At 67.0% G+C, this 4,373-nt stretch carries 3 protein-coding genes and 1 pseudogene; 2 read left to right on the forward strand and 2 right to left on the reverse strand.

The window, feature by feature from the left end; genetic code table 11:
* Window positions 1-128 precede the first annotated feature (128 nt).
* Together JCM9942_RS11310 and JCM9942_RS11315 are read right to left on the reverse strand one after the other, a co-directional pair.
* Window positions 129-749 carry a thymidine kinase gene (locus JCM9942_RS11310; RefSeq protein WP_054659739.1) on the reverse strand — a complete coding sequence of 207 codons (621 nt, stop codon included), beginning with the start codon at window positions 747-749 and terminating at the stop codon, window positions 129-131.
* Window positions 750-791: 42 nt separating this feature from the next.
* Entirely contained in the window at window positions 792-1,472 is a 681-nt protein-coding gene (locus JCM9942_RS11315) for an SEL1-like repeat protein (RefSeq protein ID WP_157722881.1), read from the reverse strand.
* A gap of 242 nt (window positions 1,473-1,714) precedes the next feature.
* Here JCM9942_RS11315 and JCM9942_RS11320 point away from each other — a divergent pair.
* Both JCM9942_RS11320 and JCM9942_RS11325 read left to right on the forward strand, forming a co-directional pair.
* A pseudogene (locus JCM9942_RS11320) lies at window positions 1,715-3,699 on the forward strand (UvrD-helicase domain-containing protein).
* A gap of 76 nt (window positions 3,700-3,775) precedes the next feature.
* Entirely contained in the window at window positions 3,776-4,297 is a 522-nt protein-coding gene (locus JCM9942_RS11325) for a GNAT family N-acetyltransferase (RefSeq protein ID WP_054659743.1), read from the forward strand.
* Window positions 4,298-4,373 lie beyond the last annotated feature (76 nt).

Genomic DNA, 4,373 nt, shown 5'->3' on the forward strand with positions numbered 1-4,373 from the left:
CCGGCATGGGCTGCGCCACGTGCGACCCGGCGGCGGAACAGGTCGCCCTGGAAATCCCGAAACCGTAGATGCGGGACGCGCCACGCATGGGCATTCCCCGTGGCTCCGGGTGCGGGGTGCCCTCGTACCTACAACGGCAGCGGCGCCTGCATCGGGTCGATCCGGCCTTCGCCACGGGTGATCTTCTTGAATTCGGCACGCGACACCGACACATAGCGCTCGTTGCCGCCGATCTCCACCTGCGGGCCGTCCTGCACGGCAAAGCCGTTCTCGTCCACGCGCACGGTCATCGTCGCCTTCTTGCCGCTGTGGCAGATGGTCTTGATCTCCTGCATCTCGTCGGCCCAGGCCAGCAGGTACTGGCTGCCTTCAAACAGCTCGCCACGGAAATCGGTGCGCAGCCCGTAGCACAGCACCGGGATGCGCAGCTGGTCGACCACCTCGGACAGTTGCCAGACCTGCGCCTTGCTCAGGAACTGCGCCTCGTCCACCAGTACGCAGCCGAGCCTGCCGTGGGCGGCAATGTCCTGCTGGATCAGCTTCTCCAGGTCGGTATCGCGCTCGAAGGCGGTGGCCTGCGCCTGCAGGCCGATCCGCGAGGCGACCATGCCGGTACCGGCGCGGTGGTCCAGATGCGGCGTCAGGATCGCCACCCGCATGCCGCGCTCGCGGTAGTTGTGCGCCGACTGCAGCAGGGTGGTGGTCTTGCCGGCATTCATCGCCGAATAATAGAAATAGAGCTTGGCCATGGCGGGATTTTACCGCGACATGGGAGGGGGCTCGAGGCGCAGTCAGCGTTTGACCGGTGTCAGGGGGCCGACCTCGGTCGAGCCGAGGCGTTGCTCGCTCACGCCGACGCGCCAGTTGCGGTCCTGATGCTGGAAATACAGTTCAGGCTTCCAGTAATGGGGTGCATAAAAGCGGCTTCCGGCGATGGTTACCACCGGGGCGAAATTGTCACCTTCCATTCCCGGGCTCGCCGCCGCACGCCGGACGCCACTGCCCCCCGGTGACAGGGCCAGGATGGTGACCCCGCCGGCAAACCCGGTATTGCTGCCGGCGACCTTGTTTGCCTGCCGGCGCAGTTGCCTCGCCAGACGCGGGCGGGAGACCTCATCGCCATAGCGTTCATACAACTTGCGACCCACGGCCAGCGCTTGGGCCTGCTCGGCCGGAGACAGGGCCGCCCAGTAGGCCTCACGCAGGCGCAGCAGCTCGGGGTAACCCCGTTCGGCGGCCAGATCCATCCATGCGTAGGCCGCCGGCCGGTCCTGTGGCTGGCCGTGTGAGCCATTCCACAGGATTTCAGCCACCAGGGCCTGGGACGGCTTGTCGGCGAAATGAGCCGCCCGCTTGAGTTGGCGCATCGCCTGGTCGTTCCTGCCGGCCTCCAGGGAGAGCTGGGCCGTGCGGCGGAAGTACAGGTCTCCGTGGCTGTTCGCCAGGCCGGCCATGAGCAGGTCCTCGTCCATGTGGATGGACGGTCCTTCGCTGTCCGCAGCGGTCAGCGGCGGCGGAGCCACCAGGCAGGCCAGCAGCAGTGTTGCAACAACAGGGCGGACAGACGGCATGGTCAGGCTCCGGATCATGTCGGTGACCGGCCAAACCTAGCACACCCGCTAGTGGGCAATGGCGCTGTCCTCCATTCATTCCCCCGGTACAGGCCGGGTCGGCCTGGGCTGGCTAAAATGGCCGTCTGCCTGTGGAACCGCTCATGCTCGACAAGCTCAATCCTCCCCAACGTGCTGCCGTGCTCCATGCCCAGGGGCCGTTGCTGGTGCTGGCCGGTGCCGGCAGTGGCAAGACGCGCGTGATCGTGGAGAAAATCGCCCATCTGATCGGCATCGGCCGCTATCCGGCCAAGCGCATCGCGGCGATCACCTTCACCAACAAGTCGGCCAAGGAGATGCGCGAGCGTGTGGCCAAGCGTCTGCGCGCCGAGGATGCGGCCGAGGTGACGATCTGCACGTTCCACGCGCTGGGGCTGAAGTTCCTGCAGATCGAGCACCAGCATGTCGGCCTGAAGCGCAGCTTCTCGATCTTCGACGCCGACGATGCGGCCGCGCAGATCAAGGATCTGCTCGGCGGCAGCAATGCCAAGCCCGACGACATCGAGGACGTGAAAAACCTGGTCTCGCGCGCCAAGAATGCGGGGCTGTCGCCGGAGCAGGCGATGGCGGCGGCGCGCAGCAGCCGCGAGAAGAACGCGGCGATGGTCTACGCGCTGTACCAGGCACGGCTGACCGCCTTCAACGCGGTGGATTTCGATGATCTGATCCGGCTGCCGGTGCAGGTGCTGGAAGAGAACCCGGACATCGCCCTGGCCTGGCGCGAGCGCATCGGCTACCTGCTGGTGGACGAATGCCAGGACACCAACGATGCCCAGTACCGCCTGCTCAAGCAGCTGGCCGGGCCGGCTGGCAACTTCACCTGCGTGGGCGATGACGACCAGTCGATCTACGCCTGGCGCGGCGCCAATCCGGAAAACCTGCAGCAGATGGGCCGGGACTATCCGGCGCTGCAGATCATCAAGCTGGAGCAGAACTACCGCTGCTCCAACCGCGTGCTGCGTGCGGCCAATGCGCTGATCGCACACAACCCGCACGAGCACCTGAAGACGCTGTGGTCCGACCAGGCCGATGGCGAGCGCATCCGCGTGTGGGAATGCCGCAACTCCGAGCACGAGGCCGAGAAGGTCGCCGCGGAAATCCACTTCCTGGCCACCAGCCGGCGCATTCCGTGGAGCGATTTCTGCATCCTGTTCCGCGGCAACTTCCAGTCGCGGCCGCTGGAAAAGGCGATGCAGCTGGTCGGTGTGCCCTACCACCTCAACGGCGGCACCGTGTTCCTGGAACGGCAGGAGGTCAAAGACACGCTGGCGTGGCTGCGGCTGATCGTGAATCCGGACGATGACACCGCGTTCATGCGCGCGGTGCAGTCGCCCAAGCGCGATGTCGGTGCCACCACCCTGGCCAAGCTGGCCGAGCTGGCCTCGGCCAAGGACATGCCGATGGCGCAGGCCGCCGAGGCGATGGGCGCGCTGGCGCAGCTGCCACCGCGGGCGGCCAACAGCCTGAGCAAGTTCACCGACATCCTGCGCGCGCTGCGCATGGACATGCGGCAGCTGAGTTCGGGCGACCTGGTGCGGCGCGTGGCCAAGGATTCGGGGCTGCTGTCGGAGCTGCGCAACCAGGCCAAGGACACCGGCAGCTACGAGCGCCGTGCCGGCAACATCGAGGAGCTGGCGTCGTGGTTCGAGGGCGGCCCGCGCGGCGCCAGTGCCGCCGACATGGCCGCGCAGCTGGCGCTGATCTCGCGCAACGACAAGGACGATGGCGGCAACCAGGTGCGGATGATGACCCTGCACGCCTCCAAGGGCCTGGAGTTTCCCTACGTGTTCATCGTCGGCTGCGAGGATGGCGTGCTGCCGCACCAGGTCAGCCTGGACGAGGGCAATCTGCAGGAGGAGCGGCGCCTGCTGTATGTGGGCATCACCCGCGCCAAGGTGCAGTTGTGATGAGCTACAGCAAGCTCACCCGCAAGTTCGGCGAGCACATCCGACTCAAGCCCAGCCGCTTCTTCGCCGAGCTGCCGGCGGCCGAGATCCAGCGCGATGGCGCCGATCCAGTCGCCGATGCCGCGCACAAGCAGGAGCGCGCCAAGGCCGGACTGGCGGCGATCGAGGCGCTGTTCGACTGAGCCGCCGGCTGATGGCACTTGCCAGCCGCCCGCGTCGGCGGCAGTTTGCAGGGGGCGTTCAACCCGGGCATGTCCGATGACGATGGTGATCCAGACCGAACGTCTGCGGCTGCGGCCGCTGCGTGATGACGCGGCCGATGCGGCGGCGATGCTGGAGCTGCTCAACGACCCGGGTTTCCACCAGTACATCGGTGACCGCGGCGTGCGTACGCTGGAGCAGGCGCGCGATTACCTGCGCAATCACACCTTCAGCAGCTATGCCACGCATGGCTTCGGCATGTACGCCATCGAGCGGCGCAGCGACGGCGCCTGGCTGGGCAATGCCGGACTGGTGCGACGTGACGGTCTGCCTTGTGCCGATCTTGGTTACGCCCTGCTGGGCGCCTACACCGGCCAGGGGTATGCGCTGGAAGCGGCACGCGCGGTGCTGGACTACGCGCGCAACACCTTGGGATTGGGCGAGCTGCGCGCGGTCGTGTCGCCGGACAACACCCGCTCGGTGGCGCTGCTGGAAAAGCTCGGTTTCCGTGGTGACGGCACCGTGCTGCTGCCGGGCAAGGACGAACCGCTGCTGCTGTTCGTCAATGCCGGGAACTGAGCGCCGTCAGCCGCCCGGTTGCTGCTGCAGCCGGGCCAGCTGTTCCTGCAAGAGGGCCACCGCCGCCTCCAGCTGC

Source organism: Stenotrophomonas pictorum JCM 9942 (assembly GCF_001310775.1).
Taxonomy (GTDB): Bacteria; Pseudomonadota; Gammaproteobacteria; order Xanthomonadales; family Xanthomonadaceae; genus Stenotrophomonas; species Stenotrophomonas pictorum.

What these genes read in the sequence shown, in the direction of transcription:
- JCM9942_RS11310 (WP_054659739.1), bottom strand. Translation starts at nt 749, where the DNA reads ATGGCCAAGCTCTATTTCTATTATTCGGCGATGAATGCCGGCAAGACC.
- JCM9942_RS11315 (WP_157722881.1), bottom strand. Translation starts at nt 1,472, where the DNA reads ATGGACGAGGACCTGCTCATGGCCGGCCTGGCGAACAGCCACGGAGAC.
- JCM9942_RS11325 (WP_054659743.1), top strand. Translation starts at nt 3,776, where the DNA reads ATGACGATGGTGATCCAGACCGAACGTCTGCGGCTGCGGCCGCTGCGT.